Here is a 23,601-nt window from a genome sequence, read left to right as displayed (position 1 = left end):
CGGGCTCAAGCATGGGTGCTGGCCACCAACGCAAAGGAGCACAGGCTGACCTGGTGCTCGGCGGTGTAATAGTCGCGGCGCTCAAGGCGCTCACGCTGGAAACGGCCGTCGCGCGACAAGCGCGAAAACCAGTACAGCAATTCGTCGGTGGCGCCTTCGGGCTCCTGCTCCAGCAGCCACACCATGAGGTCGGGCATCGGCAAGGCGCTTTGGCAGCGCTCGAGCATTTCCCGTGCGGTGCGGGGCGCTTTTGGCGCTTCGCCTTTGCGCGCGCCGCTGGCCTTGGGGAACTGCGTGGGTTTGGGCTCGAAGCGAGCCAGGGCGTAAACGTACGACTCCACCTGACTGGTGCTGCCGAGGAAGGTGCTCTGCGGGCGTGTGAAAAGCGGCAGCGCCGCCTGCGGCACGGCATCCAGCCCTTTGCGGCGGATGGCCGACAACGCCAGCGCGGCGCCACGGGTTACGGCGTTATGCCGGCGCGCTTCTTCACGCAGCGGCAGCAGCAATTCGCGGGCGCGGCGCAGCGTTAGCTGGGCGGTGGTTTGCATTTCCAGAATGCGCGCGTGGGTGCGCAGCAGCAGGTCGTCGTCCACCAGTTGGCCGAGGCGATGCTGTTCGCTCAGTAACCGCAACAACACTTGCTCAACGCGGCGCACGCCTTGCTCGAACGCGCCGTCGGCGTTTACCAGTTGAATCATCGGCTCGACGTATTCGTCCCAGGTCGCCAGCACTTCGGCATAGCGCTGACGCAGCGGAATCTGCCGGTCGCTGGTCTTGGCGCGGTCGGCCACGCCCACCAGTGCCTGCTCGTCGTTGGCGAGTTTTTTCAGCACGTCGCGTACACGCATGTCGAGCAGGCGCAGCTGGCGGGCCAGGTCGTTGGCGTCGCGAATCTCGAAGGCGTCCTGAATGTAGCCAGCCAGGCGTTCGAGGTGGCGCAGGTACGCTTCAATTTCCAGGCACAAGCCCAGGCGGTGCTCGCGGCGCAGGTAGGCGAGAAAGTCGTGGATTTGCGCGTTGAGCTCGAAGCGGTTCGGGCTCTTGGCCACTGGCACCAGAATGTCCAGGCGGATCCAGGTGTCCAGCAGGCCGGTGATGTCGGCGGGGGTGCTTTGCACCAGTTGCACCGCCAGTTGGGCGCGCAATTCGATCAGGCTCATGGTGCCTTGGTCGAACCGTTCGCAGAGCGGCTCGAGTAACGTCCAGTGTTCAGCGAGGGCGCGCAGTACGCGCTTGGGCTCGATCATGTGGGCTCAGTCAAATCAGGTTTAGGCAGTCAGGCGCCGGGCAAAGGTCGCGATTGTACTGCATGCACAGCGGTGCGTTTCATTCTCGGCTGATCAAAGGCAGGCCACGGTTTTCGAGCGAAACCACGGCGAATCGAATGTTCGATAATCGAACGGATAGTCGATTATCGGATTGTTCCGCCACCCCTCGCGGCGTACTGTTTTCTCACCCGGCGCCTACCCCCTTTCCGAGGCGCCCCGGATAACAAGACGAGATCGAACATGGCTGAACTCCTGTCTCTACGCGAAGCGGTCGAGCGCTTTGTCCATGATGGTGACACCGTCGCCCTCGAAGGTTTTACCCACCTGATTCCGACTGCCGCGTCCCATGAATTGATTCGCCAGGGCAAGAAAGACCTGACCCTGGTGCGCATGACCCCCGACCTGGTCTACGACCTGCTGATCGGCGCCGGCTGCGCCAAGCGCCTGGTGTTCTCCTGGGGCGGCAACCCCGGCGTGGGTTCGCTGCATCGCCTGCGCGACGCCGTGGAAAAAGACTGGCCGCACGCCCTGGAAATTGAAGAACACAGCCACGCCGACCTGGCCAACTCCTATGTGGCCGGCGCGTCCGGTTTGCCGTTCGCGGTGCTGCGCGCCTACGCCGGCTCCGACCTGCCCAAGGTCAACCCGCTGATCAAATCTGTTACCTGCCCGTTCACCGGCGAAGTGCTGGCGGCGGTGCCGTCGGTGCGTCCGGACGTAACCGTGATCCACGCGCAAAAAGCCGACCGCAAAGGCAACGTGCTGCTGTGGGGCATTCTTGGCGTGCAGAAAGAAGCAGCGCTGGCGGCCAAGCGCTGCATCGTCACCGTTGAAGAAATTGTCGACGACCTGCAAGCGCCAATGAACGCCTGCGTGCTGCCGACCTGGGCGCTGACCGCCGTGTGCCTGGTGCCAGGCGGCGCACACCCGTCGTACGCCCACGGCTACTACGAGCGCGACAACCGTTTCTACCAAGCCTGGGACCCCATCGCCCGCGACCGCGAAGCCTTCACCGCGTGGATCGACGAATACATCCGAGGCACCGAAGACTTCGCCGCGTTCCAGCACAAGCTCGCCAGCAAGCACCACGCGGAGGCCAAATAATGAGCGACTACAGCACTAACGAAATGATGACCGTCGCCGCCGCCCGCCGCCTGAAAAATGGCTCGGTGTGTTTTGTCGGCATCGGTCTGCCTTCCAAGGCCGCTAACCTTGCGCGCCTGACGTCATCGCCCGACGTGGTTCTGATTTACGAGTCCGGCCCCATCGGCGCCAAACCCACCGTATTGCCGCTCTCCATTGGCGACGGCGAGCTGGCCGAAACCGCTGACACCGTGGTGCCCACCGGCGAGATTTTCCGCTACTGGCTGCAAGGCGGGCGCATTGACGTCGGCTTCCTCGGCGCCGCCCAGGTCGACAAGTTCGGCAACATCAACACCACCGTCATCGGTGATTACCACAAGCCGAAAGTGCGCCTGCCCGGTGCCGGTGGCGCGCCGGAAATTGCCGGCTCGGCCAAGTCGGTGCTGATCATTCTCAAGCAATCGCACCGCACCTTTGTCGACAAGCTGGCCTTCGTGACCTCGGTCGGTTTCGGTGAAGGCGGCGACCATCGCCAGCGCCTCGGCCTGCCGGGCAAAGGCCCGGTCGGCATCATCACCGACCTGTGCATCATGGAGCCGGAAGCCGGCAGCAATGAATTTATCGTGACCTCGCTGCACCCGGGCGTAACCCGCGAGCAGGTGGTGGAAGCCACGGGCTGGGCGATTCGTTTCGCCGACCAAGTTGGCGTCACCCAAGCGCCGCAAGCCCACGAGCTGGAAGCGCTGCGTGCGCTCGAAGCACGCACGGCGGCCGCCCATGGTCAGGCCGGAGGTGAGGAATGACCCGCGACGTCTTTATTTGCGATGCCGTGCGCACCCCGATTGGTCGCCTCAACGGCGGGCTGTCGCCGGTGCGTGCCGATGACCTGGCGGCGATTCCGCTGAAGTCGCTGATCGAGCGCAATCCGCAGGTCGACTGGAACGCTGTGGACGAAGTGTTCATGGGCTGCGCCAACCAATCGGGCGAGGACAACCGCAACGTCGCGCGCATGGCCGCGTTGTTGGCGGGCCTGCCCGAAAGCGTGCCCGGCGTAACGCTCAATCGCCTGTGTGCCTCGGGCATGGAAGCAGTGGGCGCGGCGTTTCGCGCCATCGCCACGGGTGAAATGGAACTGGCCATTGCCGCCGGCGTGGAGTCGATGACCCGCGCGCCCTATGTGATGGGCAAGGCCGCCGGCGCCTTTGGCCGTGGCCAGAAACTGGAAGACACCACCCTCGGCTGGCGCTTTATCAACCCGCTGATGAAAGAGCAGTACGGCGTCGACCCCATGCCGGTCACGGGCGATAACGTCGCCGAAGACTACAGCGTCAGCCGCGCCGACCAGGACGCCTTCGCCCTGCGCAGCCAGCAGCGCGCCGCCGCCGCACAAGAGGCAGGCTTCTTCGCCGAAGAAATCGTGCCGGTGGTCATCAAGGGCAAAAAGGGCGACACCACCTTCAGCGTCGATGAGCACCCGCGTGCCGACACCTCGGCCGAAGCCCTGGCCAAATTGAAACCGGTTAACGGCGCGGATAAAACCGTGACCGCCGGCAACGCCTCGGGCCTCAACGATGGCGCGTCGGCGATGATTCTTGCCTCGGCCGACGCCGTGAAAAAATTCGGCCTTACGCCGCGCGCCAAAGTGCTGGGCATGGCCAGCGGCGGGGTGGCACCACGGGTGATGGGCATCGGTCCGGTTCCCGCCGTGCGCAAATTGCTCGAACGCCTGAACCTGTCTATCGACGCTTTTGACGTCATCGAACTCAACGAAGCGTTTGCCGCGCAAGGGCTGGCGGTAGTTCGCGAGCTGGGGTTGGCTGACGACAGCGCCAAGGTGAATCCCAACGGCGGCGCCATCGCTCTGGGTCACCCGCTGGGCATGAGCGGCAATCGTTTGGTGCTGACGGCGGTGCATCACCTGCAGAAGACCGGCGGCAAGCTGGGCCTGGCGACCATGTGTGTAGGCGTGGGGCAGGGGTTGGCGATTGCCTTTGAAGCGGTGTAACGGCTGCAAATATCGCGGCTAAAGCCGCTCCCACAGGGATGCGGTTCTTGTGGGAGCGGCTTTAGCCGCGATGGCCATTGCACAACCACCGCTGCGCTTAGGTTTGAACGGGGCGCTGTTACGTGGGTCTAGACTCACGCATACACCCAAACGAGTAACAAGATATGACCACCATGCATTACACCGGCGAAGAACGTCGCAAACGGATCTTCGCCATTGTCGGTGCCTCCTCGGGCAACCTGGTGGAATGGTTCGACTTCTACGTCTATGCCTTCTGCGCCATCTACTTTGCCCCTGCGTTTTTCCCCTCGGACGACCCCACGGTTCAACTGCTCAACACGGCCGGCGTCTTCGCGGCTGGGTTTTTGATGCGGCCGATTGGCGGCTGGCTGTTCGGCCGGGTTGCCGACAAGCACGGGCGCAAGAACTCGATGATGATTTCGGTGCTGATGATGTGCGCCGGCTCACTGGTCATCGCCTTTCTGCCGACCTACGCCAGCATCGGCGCCTGGGCACCGGCGCTGTTGCTGATGGCGCGCCTGTTCCAGGGGCTGTCGGTAGGCGGCGAGTACGGCACCACGGCTACCTACATGAGCGAAGTGGCATTACGCGGCCAGCGCGGCTTCTTCGCCTCGTTCCAGTACGTAACCCTGATCGGCGGGCAACTGTTGGCGGTGTCGCTGGTGGTGGTGCTTCAGCAGTTGCTCACTGAAGAAGAACTGCGTGCCTGGGGTTGGCGTATTCCGTTCGTGGTCGGTGCCGTGGCGGCGGTGATTTCCCTGTTGCTGCGTCGCAGCCTTGAGGAAACCACCACCGCCGAGCAGCGCGCCGACAAAGACGCCGGCAGCATGGCCGCGCTGTTCAAGCACCACAAAGCCGCCTTCATCACCGTGCTCGGTTACACCGCTGGCGGCTCGCTGATTTTCTACACCTTCACCACCTACATGCAGAAGTACCTGGTGAACACCGCCGGCATGCACGCGAAAACCGCGAGCTACATCATGACCGGCGCGCTGTTCCTGTACATGTGCATGCAGCCGCTGTTCGGCATGCTTTCCGACAAGATCGGCCGCCGCACGTCGATGCTTTGGTTCGGCGCGCTGGGTACGTTGTTCACCGTGCCCATTCTGCTCACGCTGAAAACCGTCAGCAGTCCGTTCCTGGCGTTTGTGCTGATCACCCTGGCCTTGGCCATCGTCAGTTTCTACACCTCGATCAGCGGCCTGGTGAAAGCCGAAATGTTCCCGCCGCAAGTGCGCGCCCTGGGCGTGGGCCTGGCTTATGCCGTGGCGAATGCCATGTTCGGCGGCTCGGCGGAATACGTGGCGCTGGGGCTGAAAAGCATCGGCATGGAAAACACTTTCTACTGGTACGTCACCGCCATGATGGCCGTGGCCTTCCTGTTCAGCCTGCGGTTGCCTAAGCAGGCGGCGTATTTGCATCACGATCACTAGGTAAGATTGGGCACTTGTTATGTAGGAGAGGCTTTAGCCTCGATGCTTTTCGATCGAAAGCATCGAGGCTGAAGCCTCTCCCACAGTTACCCTGCGCGCTTCCCTTTCTTGCCCCCGACGGTGATCTTTTAAGGACGATGTATGAGCAACAAGTTGTTCGACACCTACTTCACCCAGCCCGCCATGCGCGCGGTTTTCTCCGACGCCGGGCGGCTGCAGGGCATGCTCGATTTCGAGGCGGCGCTGGCCCGCGCGCAAAGCAGCATTGGCCTAATTCCCGCTGAAGCCGTGGCGCCCATCGAAGGCGCCTGCCGCGCCGAATTGTTCGACGTGGATAACCTAGCCACCGCCATCGCCACAGCCGGCAACTCGGCGATTCCGCTGGTGAAGGCGCTGGGCAAACAGATTGCCGGCGTCAGCCAGGAAGCCGAGCGCTACGTTCACCTCGGCGCCACCAGCCAGGATGTGATGGACAGCGGCCTGGTGCTGCAACTGCGCAGCGCCATCGAGCTGTTGGAAGCTGACCTCGCGCACCTGGGCAACGCCCTTGCCAGTCAGGCCAGCCTGCACTGCACCACGCCGATGGCCGGGCGCACCTGGCTGCAACACGCCACGCCCGTAACCTTGGGCATGAAAATCGCCAGCACGCTGGGCGCCATTACCCGCCATCGCCAACGCTTGGCCGAGCTGAAACCGCGCCTGTTGGTGCTGCAATTTGGCGGCGCCTCGGGCAGCCTCGCGGCGCTGGGCGACCAGGCCATGCCCGCGGCCGAAGCGCTCGCTAGCGAGTTGAACCTGCGCCTGCCGGAACAGCCCTGGCACACCCAGCGTGATCGGCTGGTGGAGTTCGCCAGTTGGCTGGGCCTGCTCGCCGGCACCCTGGGCAAACTCGGGCGGGACCTGAGCCTGCTAATGCAAACCGAAGCCGGCGAAGTGTTCGAACCGTCGGCGCCGGGCAAGGGCGGGTCCTCGACCATGCCGCACAAACGCAACCCAGTGAGCTGCGCCGTGCTGATCGGCGCCGCCACCCGCGCGCCGGGGCTGGTCGCAACCATGCTGGCGGCGATGCCACAGGAACACGAGCGCAGCCTCGGCCTCTGGCATGCCGAATGGGAAACCCTGCCGGAACTGTGCTGCCTGGTCTCGGGCGCGCTGCAACAAGCCCTCGTGGTGGTGCCGGGCCTGGAGGTGAATGCCGAACGCATGCGCCAGAATCTGGACCTCACCCAAGGGCTGGTGCTGGCCGAAGCCGTGAGCATCACCCTGGCCCAGCGCATCGGTCGCGATGCGGCCCATCATCTGCTCGAACAATGCTGCCGCCTGGCGGTAGAGCAGGGCGTGCACTTGCGCCAAGTGCTCGGCGAAAACGCCGAAGTCAGCGCCCAACTCAGCAGCGACGAACTCGACCATTTGCTCGACCCCGCCCATTACCTTGGCCAGGCGCGTTTGTGGGTGCAGCGCGCCATTGCCGACCATCAAGTCCTCAGTGTTTAGGAGCGTTTCATGCCTGCCGTAACCCTCGCCGATGGCGAACTCCACTACCGCCTGGATGGCGACGCCGCGTTGCCGGTGCTGGTGCTGTCCAACTCGCTAGGCACCGACCTGCACATGTGGGACGCGCAGGTCGATGCGTTCAGCCAGCACTTTCAGGTGCTGCGTTACGACACCCGTGGCCACGGCAAATCGCTGGTCACCGAAGGCATTTACAGCATCGAACAGAACGGCCGCGACGTGCTGGCCTTGCTCGATGCGCTGAGCATTGAGCAGGCTTACTTCTGCGGTCTGTCCATGGGCGGCTTGATTGGTCAGTGGCTGGCGATCAACGCCCCCGAGCGCCTCAAACGCGTGGTGCTGTGCAACACCGCCGCGAAAATTGGCAGCCCGGATGTGTGGAATCCGCGCATCGAAATGGTCCTGCGCGACGGCCCGGCCGCGATGCTGGCGCTGCGCAATGCCTCCATCGCCCGCTGGTTTACACCCGAGTTTGCCGAGGCTGAAACCGCCAAGGTTGAAGCAGTGGTCGGCATGCTCGCCGCCACCTCGCCGCAAGGGTACGCGGCTAACTGCGCGGCCGTGCGCGACGCCGATTTCCGCGAGCAACTGGGCAGCATCACGTTGCCGCTGCTGATGGTCTGCGGCACCGAAGATGCCGTGACCACACCGGCTGACGGACGCTTTATCGTCGAGCGCGTCGCTGGCGCGCAGCTGGTCGAATTCCACGCCGCGCACCTTTCCAATGTTGAAGCCGGCGATGCCTTCAGCCAGGCCGTACTCGACTTCCTCACCCACTGAATTTGGCGACCCATCCAATGGACGAAAAACAACGCTACGACGCCGGCATGCAAGTACGCCGCGAAGTATTGGGCGACGCGCACGTCGACCGCAGTCTGAAAAACCTCACGCCGTTCAACGAAGAATTCCAGGAAATGATCACCCGCCACGCCTGGGGCGACATCTGGACCCGCCCCGGCCTGCCGCGCCACACCCGCAGCCTGATCACCATCGCCATGCTCATCGGCATGAACCGCGAAGGCGAACTGAAACTGCACCTCAAGGCCGCCAAGAACAATGGCGTGACGCGAGAGGAAATCAAGGAAGTGCTGATGCAGAGCGCGATTTACTGCGGGATTCCAGCGGCGAATGCGACGTTTCACTTAGCCGAAGAAGTATGGGATGAAATGGGGGTTGAGTCTTTGGGGTGACCGGTCTCCGGGTCGTCGGCCAGGCTGCGTTGCGTCCTCGCTTTAAATGCTCACGTACTTGAGTACGCTGCGCTTTAAAGCTGCGGGGCGCCTTGCCTGGCCTTAGCCCCGGAAACCTTGGGTTGTGGGAGGCCGTAGAGCAAAACCCTCTCCCCAGCCCTCTCCCGCAAGCGGGCAGGTCGGGGTTGTTTCGGTTCACTCGGTAAGGCTCCCCTCGCCCGTTTACGGGAGAGGGGCTGGGGGAGAGGGCAGCGGCCAACGCAGCGCCCTCAATCCCAAACCGGCGCAAACGCCGGGTTCACAATCCGCACATCCTTGGGCAACGCGGCAATCGCTGCCCGATCCTCATCGTTCAGCCTGACCTTCAACGCCTCCAGATTCGCACGCTGGTTTTCCAGGCTGTTGGATTTGGGAATCGCCGCCACGCCGTCCTGTTCCAGCACCCAGCCCAAGGCGATCTGACTCGGCAGCACGCCATGCTTCTCAGCAATGCGTTGCACCGTCTCGGTGTCGGCGCCTTTGCCGCGCGCCAACGGTGTGTAAGCGGTGAGCGCCATGCCGTGCTGGCGGGCGAAGTCGAGCACCGGTTGCTGGTTGAGCAGCACGTGGTATTCCACCTGCACCACCGACAGCGGCGCGCCCATTTCCACCACGGCGCGTTTGAGCAGGGCGACGTTGAAGTTGGCCACGCCAATCTGTTTGGTCTTGCCTTCATCACGCAGCGCCACCAGCGTTTCGATGCTGCGTTCAAGGTTCCACCCGGCGTTTGCATCGCCAGGCCAATGAATCAAAAACAGGTCGAGGCAGTCATCCCCGAGGGCTTTGCGGCTGGCGTCCAGGGACTGGCGCATGGCCTGTGGTTCGAGTTTGTTCCACCAGACCTTGGTGGTGACATGAAGCTGCTCGCGGGGAACTGCGGTGCGCGCCAGGGCTTTGCCGATGGAGGCTTCGTTGTCATACGCGGTGGCGGTGTCGAGGTGGCGGTAGCCCAGCTCCAGCGCCTGCTCCACGGTGCGCGTGCATTCATCGCCGAGCATTCGCCAGGTGCCAAGGCCGAGCTTTGGCAGGTGCAGGCCGTGGCGAGTGGTAATGGCTTCCATAGAAGGCCCCTTAGTGATGGCTGTTGAGGTTGGACTGTGCTTGTGAAGGGGTGTTCGGTCTGGGAAATGTTGGGCTTCGCCTGCGGCTCAACCCAACCTACGAGCTGATCGCGCGTTCGCCGCCGTCATCCTCGCGAACGCGGGGATCCAGGCTCGTTCAGTAGACGGCGATGTCACCCGCGCCGCGTATCGGCATAAAAAAGCCCGTCACAAGGACGGGCTAACGTGTTTTCACACGAGGAGTCAGTAGCGCGTTGGGCTCGGCTTACAGCAACGACAACGGGTAGCTAACGAAAATACGGTTCTCGTCAAACTCGTTGGCGTTGAAGTCGCGGCGCATGGAAGAGTTGCGCCATTTGAAGTTGAGGTTCTTGAACGTGCCGCTCTGCACGGTGTACGCCAGCTCGGATTCACGACCCCATTCCTTGCCGTCGGTGACGGTGCCGACGTGCACGTTGTCGCCGCTGATGTAGCGGTTCATCAGGGTCAGGCCGGGCACACCGACAGCGGTGAAGTTGAAGTCATGCCGCAGTTGCCAGGATTTTTCCTTAGCGTTGTCGTAGCTGGAGTTGTAGCTGTCGTTCGCCAGGGTGCCGCCGCTGGTGCCGTTGACGCGCATCCACAAATCGTCGCCGCTGACCTTTTGCAGGCCTACATAAAACGTGCTGCCGCCGTATTTGGCCGAGAGCAGGGCGAAGGCGGTTTTGTTGTCGAGGTCGCCGGCCAGTTGGCTGCCGTCTTCCTTGCCGATGAAGTAGCCGAGGTTGGCCCCGAGGGTAACGTCGCCCACCGGTTGGCTGTGCAGCACGTTGAAATATTGCTGCTGGTAGATGTCTTCCAACTCGGCGTACCAGACGCCGACGGTGGTGCGTTTTTCGTTGAAGGAATATTCGCCGCCGGCAAAGTTGAAGCGGTCCGAAAGGAAAGTGCCGCGCCCGTTCATGGACATGTCTTCCATGCTCGCGTCGTTACGCGGGCTGTTCTGCCGGAACTGGCCGCCGTACAAGGTCAAGCCGTCAATTTCCTGCGAGGTCACCTGGCCGCCACGGAAGGTTTGCGGCAGCGAGCGGCCATCGTCGGAACGCAGAATTGGCAGCACCGGCATCCACTCGCCGACCTTCAATTCGGTCTTCGACAGCTTGGCTTTTGCCGCTACGCCCAGGCGCCCGAAATCGTCGGCCGGGCGACCGTCACTGTGTACCGGCAGCAGCTGGGTGTTGGCGGTGCCCCGGCCGCCATCCAGTTTCAACGAGTACAGGCCCAGCACATCCACGCCAAAGCCAACCGGGCCTGGGGTGTAGCCGGATTTCACGTCGAGAATGAAGTTTTGCGTCCACTCTTCAGCCTTCGCCTGCGCGTTGTCAGGGTTGGTGAAGTTGCGGTTGAAGTAGGCGTTACGAAAATTCAGCGTGGCCTTGGTGTCGTCGAGAAACCCTTCGGCCTGGCTCACTTGGGTGAACCCGGCGACGGCCAGCGCGATCAGAGCAGGAGCGTGAACAGAGCGCAGCGCGCCCTTGGACGAGATGTGCAGCATCGAAGTAGACCTTTTTTGTATTTATCGGTCATCGCAGCGCCGGTCCGCTTGGCGGTGGCGTTCAATGTGCAGGCATAGTGGAAGGAGCCTGCGGAGGGTTCAATTCGGTAAAGGCCATTTTGGGCGATTATCGAACGGTAATTAACCAGGTAGTACATTCGTGAGCGGCGGCCGTAACTCCTATAGTTGCAGCGGCCTGTAAGCTAATTCGACGTTTGATCGCAGCCCTCTCGGAGCCCCATGAGTTTGCCCAGCTCCCCGCTGACTACCGCCCAGCAGCCGTTTCGCGGCATTGCCCTGATTCTTCTGGCCACGTTTCTGTTTGCCAGCCACGACGCATTGTCCAAATACCTGTCCGGGTTTTACCCCGTGGTGATGGTGGTGTGGGCGCGTTATGTGGTGCACACGCTGTTGATGGCGGGCATCTTCCTGCCGCAATCGGGCCTGCGCGTGTTGCGCAGTAAGCGCCCCGGTTTGCAGATTATTCGGGCGTTGTGTCTGCTCGGCACGAGCTTGTTATTCACCACCGGCATCCGATACATCCCGCTCGCCGAAGCCACGGCGGTGAACTTTCTGGCGCCGTTGCTGGTGACCGCTTTATCGGTGCCGCTGCTGGGCGAGCGGGTGACGCGCGGCCAATGGGCGGCGGTGTTGGTGGGGTTTTCCGGGGTGTTGGTGATCGTCCATCCGGGCGGCGAGCTGTTCACCCCCGCCGTGCTGCTGCCGTTCGGCTCGGCGCTGTGTTTTGGCGTGTACCAGATCCTCACGCGCATTCTCGCCAATTACGACAGCCCGACCACGAGTAACTTCTTCGCCGGCCTGTGCAACACCGTGCTGGTCAGCTTGCTGGTGCCGTTCTTCTGGCAAGTGCCGACCTGGGGCCACGCGCTTTTAATGATTGCCCTCGGCACCTGCGGTATGACGGCGCACCTGATGCTCACCCAAGCCTTCCGCTACGCCGCACCGGCCTTGCTGGCGCCGTTTGGCTACTGTCAGATCGTGTTCGCCGGGCTGCTGGGGTTTGTGGTGTTCAGCCATACGCCTTCATTCAGCGCCTTGCTCGGTATCGCCATTATTTGCCTGAGCGGGCTGGCGGCGGCGTGGTTGCAGAAGCGGCGGTAAATCAGTCGCGAAAAAAGGCCCCGTAGGGCCTTTTTTATTGCGTGCCAGTTAGGCCGGCTTAACGTCCGGCACCTTTCTCGGCGCCATGAAGTACAGCCATACGAGCGCCAGGAAATACATGGTCGGAATCATCGTGAACAACACCGCGTAGTTGTTGTTCGTCACGGTCAGCACGTAACCCACCAACTGCGTCATAAACATCCCGCCGACCGCCGCGCACATGCCGCCAAAGCCGAACACGGTGCTCATCATGTGCTTGGGCGTGAAGTCCATGACCAGGCTCCAGATGTTGGCGGTCCAGGCCTGGTGCGCGCCAACGCCCAGGGCGATGGCCAGTACGGCGATCCACAGGCCACTGGCATGGGCCGCGAAAATCACCGCGACGATGGCGCACGCGCAGATCAGCATCGACAGCAACCGCGCCTTGATCGCGTTCATGCCACGACCAATCAGCCACGACGACAGGATGCCGCCACCAATGCTGCCGAAGTCGGCGGTCAGCCAGATGAGAATCAGCGGAATGCCCATCTGCGACACGCTGATGCCCAGGTTGTATTGCTGGTTCAGAAACGGCGGCAGCCAGTACAGGTAGAACCAGAACACCGGGGCGGTCATCGAGAACGCCAGGGCGAAGGCCCAGGTGCCGCGCATGCGCAGAATTTCGCGCAGTGGAACGCGCGCTTGGGCCGGTTCGTCGGTGTGCTGGATGTAGTCGAGTTCGCTCTGTTTCACGCTCGGATGGTCTTCCGGGTTGAAGTATTTCAACCCCCAAAACACCAGCCAGATCGCGCCCAGCGCGGCCATGCACAGGAACACCGCTTGCCAGCCCCAGGCCACCAGAATCAGCGGGAGCAGAGCGGGGGTGAGCATGGCGCCGACGTTGGTCCCGGCGTTGAAAATACCGGTCGCCACGGCGCGCTCGCCGGCCGGGAACCAGATGCGCGCGGTTTTTACGCACGCCGGGTAATTCGCCGCTTCGGTGAGGCCAAGAATAAAGCGGCAGACCATAAAGCCGACCGCCGAGGTCGCCAGGCCGTGAGCGCCGGTGGCCAGGCTCCAGAGAAGCACGGCAAAGAAGAAGGCGCGTTTCACACCGACGCGGTCGATAAAGCGCCCTTGCAGCAAAAAGCCGACGGCGTAGCCGACCTGGAACCAGAAGTTGATGTTGGCGTAGTCCATCGCCGTCCAGCTCATTTTTTCCGCCAGCACCGGCTGCATCACGCCGAGCGCGGCGCGGTCGATGTAGTTCAGCGTGGTGGCGAAAAACACCAGGGCGAGCATGCCCCAGCGGGTTTTGCCGACGGCCATGGCGCCGCGAATTTTGTCGCCGATACCGGCGTGAGGGGAGGTCGGCGCGGCGGAGGTGGTCGCGGCGACGGGTGTGCTGTGTGACTGACTCATGGGGTGCCATCCGTTCAAAGACTGCGCGGGCAGTCGAGACTTCGACTCAAGGCAGGCAGCGTGCGTTGCGCACCGGCTCATCGCAAGCGCGAGGCGGTTCAAAGGCGCGGCGGTGTCTGCGGTTAAGGACGTTTGCCGGGTTAAGCCGGTCAGCCTGATAACGGCGGCGAGGTGAGGGGAGCGGTTGCGGTGAACATGAGAAGTACCCGTTTTCTTGAAGTTGTCAGGGTTTCGCGCGCCGATTTCTCAGCGCCACGTTGCACGTAAACGGCCACCGGGAAACTGCGTTGCAAGGCGAGGCGGCCGGTTAGGACATGCAAGGTGGGACCGATGGTGGGCCATGGGCGAAAAAGCCGTCAATTCGATAAACGGCCAACTGGTCGATAATCGAACAGAAAACTAACCAGTTGGTACAAAGTCGCTTTCCGCCCGGCAGGTGATGGCGAATACTCCAAAACACCCTGATCCGTGTCGCGCGGCGGTGTTCATACGCTCGCGGCGCGCGCCAATAAAAACAGGAGCACCTGCATGCAGCGTTCGATTGCCACCGTGTCCTTGAGCGGCACCCTGCCGGAAAAACTCGAAGCCATCGCCGCCGCCGGTTTCGACGGTGTGGAGATCTTCGAAAACGACTTGCTCTACTACGCCGGCAGCCCGCGCGAAATTCGCCAGATGTGCGCCGACCTCGGCATCGCCATCACCTTGTTCCAACCCTTCCGCGACTTCGAAGGCTGCCGCCGTGATCGGCTGGCGCGTAACCTCGACCGCGCCGAACGCAAATTCGATTTGATGCAGGAGCTCGGCACCGACCTGGTGTTGGTGTGCAGCAACGTGGCCGCCGACTCCCTCGGCGACACGCAGATTCTGGTCGACGACCTGCGCCTGCTCGGTGAGCGAGCCGGCGCCCGTGGCCTGCGCATTGGTTACGAAGCGTTGGCTTGGGGCCGCCATGTGAACACCTATCAGCAGGTGTGGAACATCGTGCGTCAGGCCGACCACAGCGCCGTCGGCGTGCTGCTCGACAGCTTCCATACGCTTTCGCTCAAAGGCGACCCCAGCGCTATTGCCGAGATTCCTGGCGACAAGATTTTCTTCGTGCAGATGGCCGACGCGCCGATTCTGGCCATGGACGTGCTGGAGTGGAGCCGTCATTTCCGCTGCTTCCCCGGTCAGGGCGAATTCGATTTGGCCGGCTTTCTCGCGCCGATCATTCGCAGCGGCTATACCGGCCCGCTGTCGCTGGAAATTTTCAACGACGGTTTTCGCGCCGCGCCGCCTCGCGCCAACGCCGCCGATGGCTTGCGCTCGTTGCTCTATCTCGAAGAGAAAACCCGCAACCTGCTCGAGCGCCAGACCGCCGATGGCACTGCGCCGGCTGTGCCGCAGACCAGTCTGGATAGGCTGTTCTCGCCACCCGCGGCCAGTCGCCTGGACGGTGTCGAATTTATCGAGTTCGCCGTCGATGGCGAGCAGGGCGTCAAGCTCGGTGGTTGGCTGGAACGCCTGGGCTTCGCCCGCGCTGGGCAGCACCGCTCCAAAGACGTCAGCCTGCTGCGCCAGGGCGATATCAACATCGTGCTCAACGCCGAACCCTATTCGTTTGCACACAGCTTTTTCGAGGCCCACGGCCCGTCGCTGTGCGCCACCGCGTTGCGGGTCAAAGACAGTCACAGCGCCTTCGAGCGCGCCCGCGAATTCAAAGGCCAGCCGTACCGTGGCTTGGTCGGCCCCAACGAGCGGGAAATCCCCTCGGTGCGCGCACCGGATGGCAGCCTGATTTACCTGATCGACGAAGCTGAAAGTGGCCAAACCATTTACGACAGCGACTTCATCCTCAACGCCAACGTCCAGCCCAGCGGCAACTTGCAACGCATCGACCACATGGCCATGGCGCTACCGGCCGAGAGCCTCGACAGCTGGGTGCTGTTTTACAAAGCGCTGTTCGATTTCGAGGCCGACGACGAAGTGGTGCTGCCCGACCCCTACGGTCTGGTGAAGAGCCGAGCGCTGCGCAGTCGCTGCAGTTCGGTGCGCTTGCCGCTGAATATTTCCGAGAACCGCAACACTGCGATTTCCCATGCGTTGTCCAGCTATCGCGGCTCGGGCGTGCACCACATCGCCTTCGCCTGCGACGACCTGTTTGCGGAAATAAACCGCGCCAAGGATGCCGGCGTGCCGTTGCTGGATATTCCGCTGAACTACTACGACGACCTCGCCGCGCGCTTTGATTTCGACGATGAATTTCTCAGCGAGCTGGCGTACTACAACGTGCTGTACGACCGCGACGCGCAAGGCGGCGAGCTGTTCCACGTGTACACCGAACCGTTCGAGGGGCGTTTTTTCTTCGAACTGCTGCAACGCAAAAACGGCTACGTCGGTTACGGTGCGGCGAACGTGGCGGTGCGTCTGGCCGCCATGGCCAAAGTACGCAGCGGCTCGGGTCGGCAGACGCGGCTGTAACCTGGCGTCACCCTCAACAAGCCCGGCCGAAATCTTCTCGGGGCCGGGCTTTCTTCGGCCTGCGGCCAAGACCATAATCGCCGCTACCGTTGCCGACTCCCGGCTGTGAGCCTTGTATGACCATTACCCAAGAACTTCCCGAGGCGCCCGCAGAAGCGCCCCGCAAAAGTCGTAAGAACAACCCGGAAAAAACCCGCGAAAGTATCTTGCAGGCGGCCATCATCGAGTTCGTGCAGCAGGGGCTTACCGGCGCCCGGGTGGACGCCATCGCCGAGCGCACGCACACCTCCAAGCGCATGATTTATTACTACTTCAACAGCAAAGAGCAGCTCTACGTTGAAGTGCTGGAAAAACTCTACGGCGACATCCGCCGCACCGAAGCGCAGCTGCATTTGGCCGAACTGGAACCGGTGGCGGCCATTCGGCGGTTGGTGGAATTCACCTTTGATCACCACGACCGCAACGTCGACTTCGTGCGCATCGTGTGCATCGAAAACATCCTCAACGGCGCCAACGTTAAACAGTCGCCGACCATTCGCTCGCTGAGCCACACCGTGCTCAATCTGCTCGACGAAACCTTGCGCCGTGGCGAAGCGGCGGGCGTGTTTCGCAGCGGACTGCAAGCCATCGACCTGCATTTGCTGATCAGCTCGTTCTGCTTTTATCGCGTGTCCAACCGCAACACCTTTGGCGAGATCTTCCAGATCGATTTGCCGGATGAGCAGGTGAAACAGCGGCACAAAGCGATGATTTGCGAATCGGTAATCGCCTATTTGCGGCAATAAAAAAACGCCTCGGTCAGAGGCGTTTTTTCACATCGCGCAAACGGTTATTTACTGCCGCGTACCTTCTCTACCGCGTCGTACATGGCCTTGACCAACGCCGGGTCCATGTCTTTGGAGAACTGCGCAATCACCGGTTTTACCTTCTCGCGAAAGCGCTCCATTTCAGCAGGGCTGATGGCGTTGGCTTCCATGTCTTTCGACAGCTCGGTGTACGCCTCTTTCTGGGCGGTGGCGGTAATTTCACGCTGATACGCGGTCGCTTCCTTGGCGGCGTCGGTGATCACCGCTTGTTCTTCTGCGTTCAACTTGCCCCAGCTTTTCGCCCCCATCACAAACGACTGTGGGTTGTAGATGTGCTGGGTCACGCTCAGGTATTTCTGCACTTCGTTGAACTTGCTGCCCTTGATAACGGTGAAGGGGTTTTCCTGGCCGTCGACAGTCTTTTGTTCCAGGGCGGTGTACACCTCAGGGAAGGGCATTGGCACCGGGTTGGCGCCGAGGGCTTTAAAGGTTTCGAGGTAGATCGGCGACTGGATCACCCGCACTTTCAGGCCAGACATGTCTTCCCATTTGGTTACGGGCGTTTTGCTGTTGGTCAGGTTGCGGAAACCCAGGTCCCAGTAACCGAGGCTACGCAGGCCTTTGCTGTCCAAACGCTTGGCCAGTTCCTGGCCCACTTCACCGTCGATCACCGCTTGCGCTTCCTGGGTGTTGTTGAACAGGAAGGGGAAGTCGAGCAGGGCGAATTCTGGAACCTGCGCGGCGAGAATGCCGGAGTTGAGCACGGTTAAATCGAGGGTCGAACCTTGCAGCGCCGACACGGTTTGCAGATCACCGCCCAGCACACCACCGGGGAACAAACGCACGGTCATTTTGCCGCCGCTTTTCTCTTTCACCAGGTCAGCAAACTTCTGCGCACCCTGGCCTTGCGGGTGTTCTTTTACGTTCTGAAAAGCGAACCGCAAGGTGTGTTCGCCAATTTCCGCTTGGGCCGTCAGGCCGTTGAGCAGCAGGCCTGCGGCGCAGGCGGAGGTCAGTAAAGGTTTTAGCCATTTGTTCATTTCAGTGCGCTCCGTTTTGTTGTTGTTTGCGAGACATCGGTTTACAGCAGCCGGCTAACCGGCGAAGAACTTCAGGGGTACCAGAACCAGTTGCGGGAACATCACCAGCAGCGCCAGCACCAGCAGCTGTGCCAGCAGGAAGGGCCATATGCCGCGGGTGATTTCATCGAGCCGCAACTTGGCCACGCCACACACCACGTTGAGCACCGTGCCCACTGGCGGGGTGATCAGGCCGATGGAGGTGTTCACCAGAAACAGCACGCCGAAATACACCGGATCAATGCCAGCCTGCTTCACCACCGGCATCAGCACCGGGGTAAGAATTAGGATGGACGGCGTCATATCCATGACCATGCCGACCAGAATGATCAACACCATAATCATCAGCAGCAGCGTGGTCGGTGAGTCGAGGAACGGTTGCAGCACATCGGTGAGCTGGCCGGGCAGATCGGCGATGGTTACCAGCCATGACGACACCATGGCAGCAGCCACCAGCAGCATCACCACCGACGTGGTTTTCGCCGCCGACAACACCACTTCATAGAGCTGGCTGAACTTCAGTTCGCGGTAGATAAACAGCGACACGAACAAGGCGTAAACCGCCGCCACCACAGCCGCTTCGGTGGGCGTGAAAATGCCGAACTTCAAACCAAAAATGATGATCAGCGGCAGGCCCAGCGCCCAGCTGCCGTCCAGCAGGGTTTTGAGAATTTCCGCACGGCTGGCCTTGGGCGGCGTGGCCACGTTTTCGCTACGCGAGACGAACCACCAAGCCACCGCCAGCGACGCCCCGAGCATGATGCCCGGCACGATGCCGGCCAGAAACAGCTTGGAAATCGACACGCCAGAGGCCACGCCAAACACGATAAAACCGATGCTCGGCGGAATGATCGGCGCCAGGATGCCACCCGAAGCGATCAGCCCCGCCGCGCGTTCGCGGTTGTGGCCAGCCTGGACCATCATCGGAATCAGCAACGCAGCCAGAGCGGCCGCGTCTGCCACGGCCGAGCCGGACAACGAGGCCAGCAGGCACGAGGCAATAATCGCCACGTAACCCAGGCCGCCGCGCTTGTGGCCAACCATGGCCATGGCAATGTTGACGATGCGCCGCGACAAGCCGCCGGCATTCATGACCTCACCGGCCAGCATGAAGAACGGCACCGCCAGCAGGGGGAAACTGTCAGCGCCGTTAAGCAGGTTCTGGGCAATGATCTGCGCGTCGAACAGGTCGAGTTGCCACATCAGCACCACACTCACCAGCAGCAGCGCAAAGGCAATCGGAATACCCAGGGCCATGGTGCCCAGCAGGGTGCCGAGGAAGAGGATCAGCGTCATTAGCGGTTCCCCTCAGTGCTTGGCAGGTGCACCGATTCGACGCCGGCTTTGCCTTGCGGCAACCGACCGCGCAGGGCCAGCACCAATTCGCCAGCAATCACCGGGATGGCAGTCAGGCCGAACAGCACGCCGATGCCGTAGAACCAGGCCATCGACAGGCCCGAGGCGGGGGCGACCACATCCAGGTTAATGCGCGCCTGCTGCCAACTGCCGCTGAGCACCAGCCAGGCGATAAACAGCATCAGCAAATGGCCGACGGCCAGGCACAGATTGCGCCCGAACGGCGGCAGCTTTTTGATCAGCAGGTCGAGGCCCAGGTGGCTGCGCTCGCGCAAGGCGATCAGCGAGCCGAGGAACACCATCAGCACAAACAACCAGCGCGACAGTTCTTCCGACACGGTGATGCCCGAGTTGAAGGCGTACCGCATGACCACGTTGCCGAACACCATGAGCACCATGCCCAGCATGCACAGCACGACGATCAGCTTCAGAAAGCGGAAATACAGATCGATCATTTTTGTCATTGTTGTGATCTCGTAAGCGCCAACGCTGGGCGCCATGTTAGGGGTGTCGTTTGGTCGTGATCGTTAAGCGCCCATCGCCGAAAAATGCGCCTGCATGCGCGAGGCATCTGCCGCCGCGCCGCTGAACAATTCAAAAGCTTTTACTGCCTGGAACACCGCCATGGTGCCGCCGTCGAGCGTGCGGCAACCCAAGGCGCGGGCTTCGCGAAGCAGTTCGGTTTCCAAGGGGAAATACACAATTTCCGCCACCCACATCGGCGCACGCAGCAGGGCTTTGGGCACCGGCATACCGGGCAGTTTGGCCATGCCCATCGGCGTGGTGTTCACCAGGCCGTCGGCGCTCGCCATGGCGGCTGCCAGGTCGGCGCCAGCGCTCGCGCGGTTGCCTGGGAAATGCGCGTTGAGGTTCGCCGCCAGGTCGCTGGCGCGGCCGGCGTCCACGTCAAAAATAGTTAACTGTTCAACACCTTCAATCAACAAAGCATGGGCCACCGCTGCGCCTGCACCGCCTGCGCCCATTTGCACCACCTGCGCGCGGGCTACATCGCTCAGCCCACGGCGGAAGCCTTCGGCGAAACCCAAGCAATCGGTGTTGTGGCCGATGCGCTTGCCATTCTCGAACACCACCGTATTCACCGCGCCGATGCCGCGCGCTTCCGGCGACAACTCATCGAGCAGCGGGATCACCGCCTGCTTGCACGGGAAGGTGATGTTCAGGCCGGTGAAGCCGGTGTGCTGGGCGGCGTCGAGCAGGGCGGGCAGGTCGTCGAGGTCCATCTTCAGGGCGTCGATGTCGATCAGGCGATACAGGTAGCGAATGCCCTGAGCGTCGCCTTCATGCTCGTGCAAGGCCGGCGTGCGCGAGGCCTGAATGCCGGCGCCAATCAGGCCGGCCAGAATGCTGCGGGTGCGGGACATGGTCAGGCCTTGAGCAGATGAGCAACGTGTTCAACAGCCATGCGATAGCCGTTGCTGCCGAACCCGGCGAGCACGGCCACGGCGATGCCGGACACGTATGAGTGGTGACGGAATTCTTCGCGCTTGTGCACGTTGGAAAGGTGTACTTCGATCACCGGCAATTCGCTGGCGACCAAAGCGTCGCGAATGGCGACCGAGGTATGCGTCCAGGCGCCCGGGTTAATCACGATGGCGGCGCAGCGGCCGCGGGCCTGGTGGATCCAGTCGATCAACCGGCCTTCGTGATTGGTTTGTTCGAACTCGACGCTGAGGTCCAGGGCGCTGCCGGTACGGCGGCACAGTTCAGCGATATCAGCGAGGGTTTCGTGGCCGTAGGTGGCCGGTTCGCGGGTGCCGAGCATATTGAGATTGGGGCCGTTAAGCACCAGCACGGTACGGGGCATACAAGCGTTCTCCATTTCTTATTGTTGTTCTGGCAGGCGAGCGGCCAAAAGCGTGTAGGAGAAAATGTACTAACCGGTTAATTCGGTCAATGGGCGCTGTGTGCGCCGTTCGATAATCGACCACTTTTGCATCGGCACCGCAGTCGGCAGCAGTGCCAGTATCAGGGCGCCAAATGTTCCTTAAGGTTGCGTCGGATAAGTCGATATATTGCGCAGGAGCCAGCCGACTAGAGCTGGCCGCCTCTGCCTCGTTTTTCTGGAGACTCCCATGTTTGGATGGCTTACTCAGGCGCTGAGCAATATCAGTGTCGGCGCAAAACTGGCCCTTGGTTTTGCATCGGTGCTGCTACTCACGCTGTTAATCACGCTGGCCGGTTGGCTGGGGTTGAGCTCGGTGCTCGAGCGCGGCGACAAGCTGGCGGCCATTTCCAAACTGGGCGCCATTGCCCGCGACGTGCGTATTGCTCGCCTGACCTACGCGCAAAACAGCGACGCCGCGCATAACGCCGCCGTGGTCGACAATCTCGACAAATTCGACGCCGGCGTTCAGAGCGCCAACCAGATCATGAAGTCGCCGAACGACCTGGTGTTGCTCAAGCAGGCGGGCGATGCCAGCAGCCAGTATCGCCAAGCCTTCAGCCAGATGACCCAGGCCGTCGCCACCCGCGAAGCCCTGCGCGGCCAATTTGGCAAGTTCGCCGACGCGGCAGTTGCGGAGGTGGGCAACGTTTCGACGGCGGTTCGTGCCGAGACCGTCAGCGAAGAAAACGCCGAGCAACACCAGCAAGTGCTCGACGCCCTGATCGCGCAGAACAGCCTGATTCAAACTGCACGTTTCGAGCTGCGCGGCTTTACGTACAGCGGCCGGGTTGAGCTGCAACAGCCGGCGCTCGCCGCCATCGATCAGGCACTTGGCAACCTGAAAACCCTTTCTGACAAAGTTTCCAGCGAGCAGGCCGCCGGCTTGCAAAAAGCCGCCGACGCACTGAACGGCTATCGCGCTACGGTCGGCCAGTTCGCTGCGGCGCTGGCCAATATCGCGACGGCGCAAACCATTCTGGATGTCCAGATCAAACAGATTTTCGACGCCTGCGCGCAGCTCACCGTGAGTCAGAACACCAAGCGCGACAAGGAAGAAGCCGAGGCGAAAATTGTGCTGCTGGTGGCCTCGTTGATTGCAGTAGTGCTGGGCCTGATCGCTGCGTTGTTTATCACCCGGCAAATTGTCGGCCCGTTGCAAACCGTGCTGCGCCGTGTGGAACGCATCGCCTCGGGCGACCTCAGCCACGACATCGAAACCCGTCGCGGTGACGAGCTGGGTCAGCTGCAAACCAGCATGCAGAACATGACCTTGGGTCTGCGTGAATTGATTGGCGGCATTCGCGATGGCGTTACGCAAATCGCCAGCGCGGCAGAGCAGCTATCTGCCGTGACTGAACAAACCAGCGCCGGTGTGAACAACCAGAAAATCGAGACCGACCAGGTCGCCACCGCCATGCATGAAATGACCGCCACCGTTCAGGAAGTCGCGCGTAATGCGGAGGAAGCCTCTGAAGCGGCGAAGGCGGCGGACTTGCAAGCCCGTGACGGCGACCGGGTTGTCGGCGAAGCCGTGGCGCAGATCGAGCGCCTGGCCGTTGCCGTGGGCGACTCCACGGACGCCATGAACGAGCTCAAGCGCGAAAGCGACAAAATCGGCAGCGTGCTCGACGTGATCAAATCCGTGGCCCAGCAAACCAACCTGCTGGCGTTGAACGCCGCCATCGAAGCCGCCCGTGCCGGTGAAGCCGGTCGGGGTTTCGCCGTGGTTGCCGACGAAGTACGCAGCCTGGCGCAGCGCACCCAGCAATCCACCGAAGAAATTGAAGACCTGATCAGCGGCCTGCAAAGCGGCACTCAGCAAGTGGCGAGTACCTTGGAAAGCAGCCGCGAGCTCACCGACAGCAGCGTGCAACTGACCCGCAGCGCCGGCGATGCCTTGGGCAGCATCACCCGCACGGTATCGGCGATTCAGGCCATGAACCTGCAGATTGCCACCGCTGCCGAAGAGCAAACCGCCGTGGCCGAAGAGATCAACCGCAGCGTATTGAACGTGCGCGACGTCTCCGAACAAACCGCCGCCGCCAGCGAAGAAACCGCCGCCTCGAGTGTTGAACTGGCGCGCCTGGGTGGGCATCTGCAAAGTCTGGTGCAGCGCTTCCGGGTTTAAAGCAGAAGCTTCGCGAGCAAGCTCGCTCCTACAGGGCACCGAAATCCTGTGGGAGCGGCTTCAGCCGCGATGGCCGGGCCTGGAAATGGCGATACCTGGGCTGAGATCAAGAGCTCGCGGCTAAAGCCGCTCCTACAGGACAGCGGAATTCTGTAGGAGCGGCTTTAGCCGCGATTGGCCGGGCCTGGAAATGGGTT

20 protein-coding genes are annotated in these 23,601 nt (G+C 62.0%); 11 read left to right on the top strand and 9 right to left on the bottom strand.

Annotated elements, in window-relative coordinates:
• Positions 1–5: 5 nt before the first annotated feature.
• The gene (mksB, locus tag ACZZZU_RS12090) at positions 6–1,247 is read right to left on the bottom strand and encodes an Mks condensin complex protein MksB (RefSeq protein WP_463550724.1); all 1,242 of its coding nucleotides are present in this window, start codon (positions 1,245–1,247) and stop codon (positions 6–8) included.
• Between the two features lie 261 nt (positions 1,248–1,508).
• Here mksB and ACZZZU_RS12085 point away from each other — a divergent pair, with 261 nt between their 5' ends.
• The 7 genes from ACZZZU_RS12085 to pcaC all read left to right on the top strand — a co-directional run bounded on the left by ACZZZU_RS12085 (position 1,509) and on the right by pcaC (position 8,512).
• The gene (locus tag ACZZZU_RS12085) at positions 1,509–2,372 is read left to right on the top strand and encodes a CoA transferase subunit A (RefSeq protein WP_463550723.1); all 864 of its coding nucleotides are present in this window, start codon (positions 1,509–1,511) and stop codon (positions 2,370–2,372) included.
• Positions 2,372–3,154, top strand: coding sequence for a CoA-transferase subunit beta (locus ACZZZU_RS12080; protein WP_463383998.1), 783 nt, complete (start codon positions 2,372–2,374; stop codon positions 3,152–3,154). Before ACZZZU_RS12085 ends, ACZZZU_RS12080 begins: the two co-directional genes overlap by 1 nt.
• Complete coding sequence (gene pcaF, locus ACZZZU_RS12075; protein ID WP_463550722.1) at positions 3,151–4,356, top strand: 3-oxoadipyl-CoA thiolase; 1,206 nt, start codon at positions 3,151–3,153, stop codon at positions 4,354–4,356. Before ACZZZU_RS12080 ends, pcaF begins: the two co-directional genes overlap by 4 nt.
• A gap of 164 nt (positions 4,357–4,520) precedes the next feature.
• Positions 4,521–5,810 (top strand): MFS family transporter, encoded by a 1,290-nt coding sequence (locus ACZZZU_RS12070; protein ID WP_463540276.1) that lies wholly within the window; start codon positions 4,521–4,523, stop codon positions 5,808–5,810.
• A 141-nt stretch (positions 5,811–5,951) separates the two neighbouring features.
• Positions 5,952–7,304, top strand: coding sequence for a 3-carboxy-cis,cis-muconate cycloisomerase (locus ACZZZU_RS12065; protein ID WP_463550721.1), 1,353 nt, complete (start codon positions 5,952–5,954; stop codon positions 7,302–7,304).
• 9 nt (positions 7,305–7,313) lie between these two features.
• A complete protein-coding gene (gene pcaD, locus ACZZZU_RS12060) occupies positions 7,314–8,102 on the top strand; it encodes a 3-oxoadipate enol-lactonase (RefSeq protein ID WP_463550720.1) in 789 nt (262 codons plus the stop codon).
• A gap of 17 nt (positions 8,103–8,119) precedes the next feature.
• On the top strand, positions 8,120–8,512 hold the full coding sequence (gene pcaC / locus ACZZZU_RS12055; protein WP_463550719.1) for a 4-carboxymuconolactone decarboxylase: 393 nt from the start codon (positions 8,120–8,122) through the stop codon (positions 8,510–8,512).
• Positions 8,513–8,781: 269 nt separating this feature from the next.
• Here pcaC and ACZZZU_RS12050 read toward each other — a convergent pair whose 3' ends face one another.
• Together ACZZZU_RS12050 and ACZZZU_RS12045 are read right to left on the bottom strand one after the other, a co-directional pair.
• Positions 8,782–9,612 (bottom strand): aldo/keto reductase, encoded by an 831-nt coding sequence (locus ACZZZU_RS12050; protein ID WP_463550718.1) that lies wholly within the window; start codon positions 9,610–9,612, stop codon positions 8,782–8,784.
• 265 nt (positions 9,613–9,877) lie between these two features.
• On the bottom strand, positions 9,878–11,146 hold the full coding sequence (locus tag ACZZZU_RS12045) for an OprD family porin (RefSeq protein WP_463550717.1): 1,269 nt from the start codon (positions 11,144–11,146) through the stop codon (positions 9,878–9,880).
• 240 nt (positions 11,147–11,386) lie between these two features.
• On the opposite strand from ACZZZU_RS12045, the gene ACZZZU_RS12040 reads away from it, so the two are divergent.
• On the top strand, positions 11,387–12,268 hold the full coding sequence (locus ACZZZU_RS12040; protein WP_122493372.1) for a DMT family transporter: 882 nt from the start codon (positions 11,387–11,389) through the stop codon (positions 12,266–12,268).
• A gap of 48 nt (positions 12,269–12,316) precedes the next feature.
• Here ACZZZU_RS12040 and ACZZZU_RS12035 read toward each other — a convergent pair whose 3' ends face one another.
• Positions 12,317–13,669 carry an MFS transporter gene (locus ACZZZU_RS12035; RefSeq protein WP_463550716.1) on the bottom strand — a complete coding sequence of 451 codons (1,353 nt, stop codon included), beginning with the start codon at positions 13,667–13,669 and terminating at the stop codon, positions 12,317–12,319.
• Between the two features lie 528 nt (positions 13,670–14,197).
• Here ACZZZU_RS12035 and quiC point away from each other — a divergent pair.
• Both quiC and ACZZZU_RS12025 read left to right on the top strand, forming a co-directional pair.
• On the top strand, positions 14,198–16,129 hold the full coding sequence (quiC, locus tag ACZZZU_RS12030; RefSeq protein ID WP_463550715.1) for a 3-dehydroshikimate dehydratase QuiC: 1,932 nt from the start codon (positions 14,198–14,200) through the stop codon (positions 16,127–16,129).
• 116 nt (positions 16,130–16,245) lie between these two features.
• A complete protein-coding gene (locus tag ACZZZU_RS12025; RefSeq protein ID WP_463550714.1) occupies positions 16,246–16,914 on the top strand; it encodes a TetR/AcrR family transcriptional regulator in 669 nt (222 codons plus the stop codon).
• Positions 16,915–16,958: 44 nt separating this feature from the next.
• On the opposite strand, the gene ACZZZU_RS12020 is transcribed toward ACZZZU_RS12025, so the two are convergent.
• The 5 genes from ACZZZU_RS12020 to aroQ form a co-directional block, all read right to left on the bottom strand.
• Positions 16,959–17,975: a TRAP transporter substrate-binding protein gene (locus tag ACZZZU_RS12020; RefSeq protein WP_463550713.1), complete on the bottom strand. Its 1,017-nt coding sequence runs from the start codon at positions 17,973–17,975 to the stop codon at positions 16,959–16,961.
• Between the two features lie 54 nt (positions 17,976–18,029).
• Positions 18,030–19,310, bottom strand: coding sequence for a TRAP transporter large permease subunit (locus ACZZZU_RS12015; protein ID WP_463540267.1), 1,281 nt, complete (start codon positions 19,308–19,310; stop codon positions 18,030–18,032).
• Positions 19,310–19,834 (bottom strand): TRAP transporter small permease, encoded by a 525-nt coding sequence (locus ACZZZU_RS12010; protein ID WP_463383987.1) that lies wholly within the window; start codon positions 19,832–19,834, stop codon positions 19,310–19,312. The genes ACZZZU_RS12015 and ACZZZU_RS12010 overlap by 1 nt, the downstream gene beginning before the upstream one ends.
• A gap of 63 nt (positions 19,835–19,897) precedes the next feature.
• Positions 19,898–20,752 (bottom strand): shikimate dehydrogenase, encoded by an 855-nt coding sequence (locus ACZZZU_RS12005; protein WP_463383986.1) that lies wholly within the window; start codon positions 20,750–20,752, stop codon positions 19,898–19,900.
• A 2-nt stretch (positions 20,753–20,754) separates the two neighbouring features.
• Positions 20,755–21,195 (bottom strand): type II 3-dehydroquinate dehydratase, encoded by a 441-nt coding sequence (gene aroQ, locus ACZZZU_RS12000; protein WP_463383985.1) that lies wholly within the window; start codon positions 21,193–21,195, stop codon positions 20,755–20,757.
• Between the two features lie 268 nt (positions 21,196–21,463).
• Between aroQ and ACZZZU_RS11995 the strand changes: the two genes are divergently transcribed.
• Positions 21,464–23,404 carry a methyl-accepting chemotaxis protein gene (locus ACZZZU_RS11995; protein WP_463550712.1) on the top strand — a complete coding sequence of 647 codons (1,941 nt, stop codon included), beginning with the start codon at positions 21,464–21,466 and terminating at the stop codon, positions 23,402–23,404.
• Positions 23,405–23,601 lie beyond the last annotated feature (197 nt).

The sequence above is a fragment of the Pseudomonas sp. AC136 genome, assembly GCF_979258585.1.
This window is presented reverse-complemented; position numbering and strand designations above follow the sequence as displayed.

Bases quoted from the DNA above. Each gene is read 5' to 3' on its own strand.
- ACZZZU_RS12085 (WP_463550723.1), top strand. From the start codon at position 1,509: ATGGCTGAACTCCTGTCTCTACGCGAAGCGGTCGAGCGCTTTGTCCAT.
- ACZZZU_RS12050 (WP_463550718.1), bottom strand. From the start codon at position 9,612: ATGGAAGCCATTACCACTCGCCACGGCCTGCACCTGCCAAAGCTCGGC.
- ACZZZU_RS12080 (WP_463383998.1), top strand. From the start codon at position 2,372: ATGAGCGACTACAGCACTAACGAAATGATGACCGTCGCCGCCGCCCGC.
- pcaF (WP_463550722.1), top strand. From the start codon at position 3,151: ATGACCCGCGACGTCTTTATTTGCGATGCCGTGCGCACCCCGATTGGT.
- ACZZZU_RS12020 (WP_463550713.1), bottom strand. From the start codon at position 17,975: ATGAACAAATGGCTAAAACCTTTACTGACCTCCGCCTGCGCCGCAGGC.
- ACZZZU_RS12005 (WP_463383986.1), bottom strand. From the start codon at position 20,752: ATGTCCCGCACCCGCAGCATTCTGGCCGGCCTGATTGGCGCCGGCATT.
- mksB (WP_463550724.1), bottom strand. From the start codon at position 1,247: ATGATCGAGCCCAAGCGCGTACTGCGCGCCCTCGCTGAACACTGGACG.
- ACZZZU_RS11995 (WP_463550712.1), top strand. From the start codon at position 21,464: ATGTTTGGATGGCTTACTCAGGCGCTGAGCAATATCAGTGTCGGCGCA.
- ACZZZU_RS12070 (WP_463540276.1), top strand. From the start codon at position 4,521: ATGACCACCATGCATTACACCGGCGAAGAACGTCGCAAACGGATCTTC.
- ACZZZU_RS12010 (WP_463383987.1), bottom strand. From the start codon at position 19,834: ATGACAAAAATGATCGATCTGTATTTCCGCTTTCTGAAGCTGATCGTC.
- ACZZZU_RS12015 (WP_463540267.1), bottom strand. From the start codon at position 19,310: ATGACGCTGATCCTCTTCCTCGGCACCCTGCTGGGCACCATGGCCCTG.
- ACZZZU_RS12065 (WP_463550721.1), top strand. From the start codon at position 5,952: ATGAGCAACAAGTTGTTCGACACCTACTTCACCCAGCCCGCCATGCGC.
- ACZZZU_RS12045 (WP_463550717.1), bottom strand. From the start codon at position 11,146: ATGCTGCACATCTCGTCCAAGGGCGCGCTGCGCTCTGTTCACGCTCCT.
- ACZZZU_RS12035 (WP_463550716.1), bottom strand. From the start codon at position 13,669: ATGAGTCAGTCACACAGCACACCCGTCGCCGCGACCACCTCCGCCGCG.
- ACZZZU_RS12040 (WP_122493372.1), top strand. From the start codon at position 11,387: ATGAGTTTGCCCAGCTCCCCGCTGACTACCGCCCAGCAGCCGTTTCGC.
- quiC (WP_463550715.1), top strand. From the start codon at position 14,198: ATGCAGCGTTCGATTGCCACCGTGTCCTTGAGCGGCACCCTGCCGGAA.
- aroQ (WP_463383985.1), bottom strand. From the start codon at position 21,195: ATGCCCCGTACCGTGCTGGTGCTTAACGGCCCCAATCTCAATATGCTC.
- pcaC (WP_463550719.1), top strand. From the start codon at position 8,120: ATGGACGAAAAACAACGCTACGACGCCGGCATGCAAGTACGCCGCGAA.
- pcaD (WP_463550720.1), top strand. From the start codon at position 7,314: ATGCCTGCCGTAACCCTCGCCGATGGCGAACTCCACTACCGCCTGGAT.
- ACZZZU_RS12025 (WP_463550714.1), top strand. From the start codon at position 16,246: ATGACCATTACCCAAGAACTTCCCGAGGCGCCCGCAGAAGCGCCCCGC.